Raw genomic sequence first — 1,193 nt, 5'->3', positions numbered from 1 at the left:
GTGGGAGAGATAGGGGGAAAATTCTGGGACTTTTTCTCTGAAAATTAGGTAATTGACCAGATGAGAATCGGTAAAACCCTACACCCCACACCCCACACCCCACACCCTGTCCCCACGAAAAACTTTTTCAGCAGACCCTAGATAGTCAACAGCAAACGCTACTTAGCGGTTAATTTTTGGGATTCTAAGGGAGAATGATGTAATAACATTAATTGATTTTCTTGTAAGATTTCGATAGCATAAGCAAGGCCAGAAGTATCGCTAAATTCAACTTCAAAAACATTTGGCTCATAGACTTCTACAATTGTTCCCACTTGCCCGCGATATAATCCCAATTGGGGTAAGTCTTCTAATAAAGCAACCACATCTAAGAGTTTCATTTCATTATCTCCTTAAAGTACATAACAAGTAACTAAACGGGGAAAATTTTCCTCATTTCTGATTATCCAAACACTGTGAATAATAGCCGTTTTGTTTTGATGATTCAGGGGAAAGTCAATAATATACTTTTGGCCATATTGATTGATTTTATCGGGAATAGCATCATAGGTTTTAACGGCTTCTAAGAGTGCGTTTTTAAGAAATTGAACGTCATCAATATCTAAGTTTAAGGCCGATTTAAAAACACGGGCTTTATGCCGTCCATTGGCATGATTTAGATTTAGAGAATAACCAGTTAGTTTGTGATCATCGAAAATTTGGGTCTGAAACCCCGTCGTTCTACGACGGCTTTACTGTTAAATATGAGCATCGTTTACGAAATATATGCTAAAATGTGAGGTATGGAAAAAGCCTATTCGTTTCGATTTTACCCCACACCAACACAAGAGTCGCTATTGCGGCGCACATTGGGCTGTGTAAGATTGGTTTACAATAAAGCTCTCCATCTCAGAACACAAGCTTGGTACGAAAAGCAAGAAAGAGTAGGCTACGCTCAAACTTCTTCAATGCTAACTGATTGGAAAAAGCAAGAAGAATTAAACTTTCTCAATGAAGTTAGCTGTGTACCTTTACAACAAGGGTTAAGACATTTACAAACAGCTTTCACTAATTTCTTTGCTGGTCGTACTAAGTATCCTAACTTTAAGAAAAAACATCAGGGAGGAAGTGCCGAATTTACCAAATCTGCTTTTAAGTTCAAAGACAAACAAATCTATTTAGCCAAATGCACAGAACCTTTACCTATTCGATGG

3 protein-coding genes are annotated in these 1,193 nt (G+C 37.8%); 1 reads left to right on the top strand and 2 read right to left on the bottom strand.

The window, feature by feature from the left end:
• Window positions 1–158: 158 nt before the first annotated feature.
• Window positions 159–380, bottom strand: coding sequence for a DUF4926 domain-containing protein (locus O9290_RS15935; RefSeq protein ID WP_002761801.1), 222 nt, complete (start codon window positions 378–380; stop codon window positions 159–161).
• A gap of 12 nt (window positions 381–392) precedes the next feature.
• Window positions 393–698 (bottom strand): DUF6883 domain-containing protein, encoded by a 306-nt coding sequence (locus O9290_RS28215; protein ID WP_353852144.1) that lies wholly within the window; start codon window positions 696–698, stop codon window positions 393–395.
• Between the two features lie 84 nt (window positions 699–782).
• Here O9290_RS28215 and O9290_RS15930 point away from each other — a divergent pair.
• Window positions 783–1,193 (top strand): RNA-guided endonuclease InsQ/TnpB family protein (locus O9290_RS15930; RefSeq protein ID WP_288087261.1); only part of this gene is annotated, 411 nt, incomplete at its 3' end.

It is taken from the genome of Microcystis sp. LE19-41.2A (genome assembly GCF_027530405.1).
GTDB lineage: Bacteria > Cyanobacteriota > Cyanobacteriia > Cyanobacteriales > Microcystaceae > Microcystis > Microcystis aeruginosa.
Note: the sequence above shows the minus strand (reverse complement) of the source record. Positions and strands in the feature narration are given on the sequence as shown.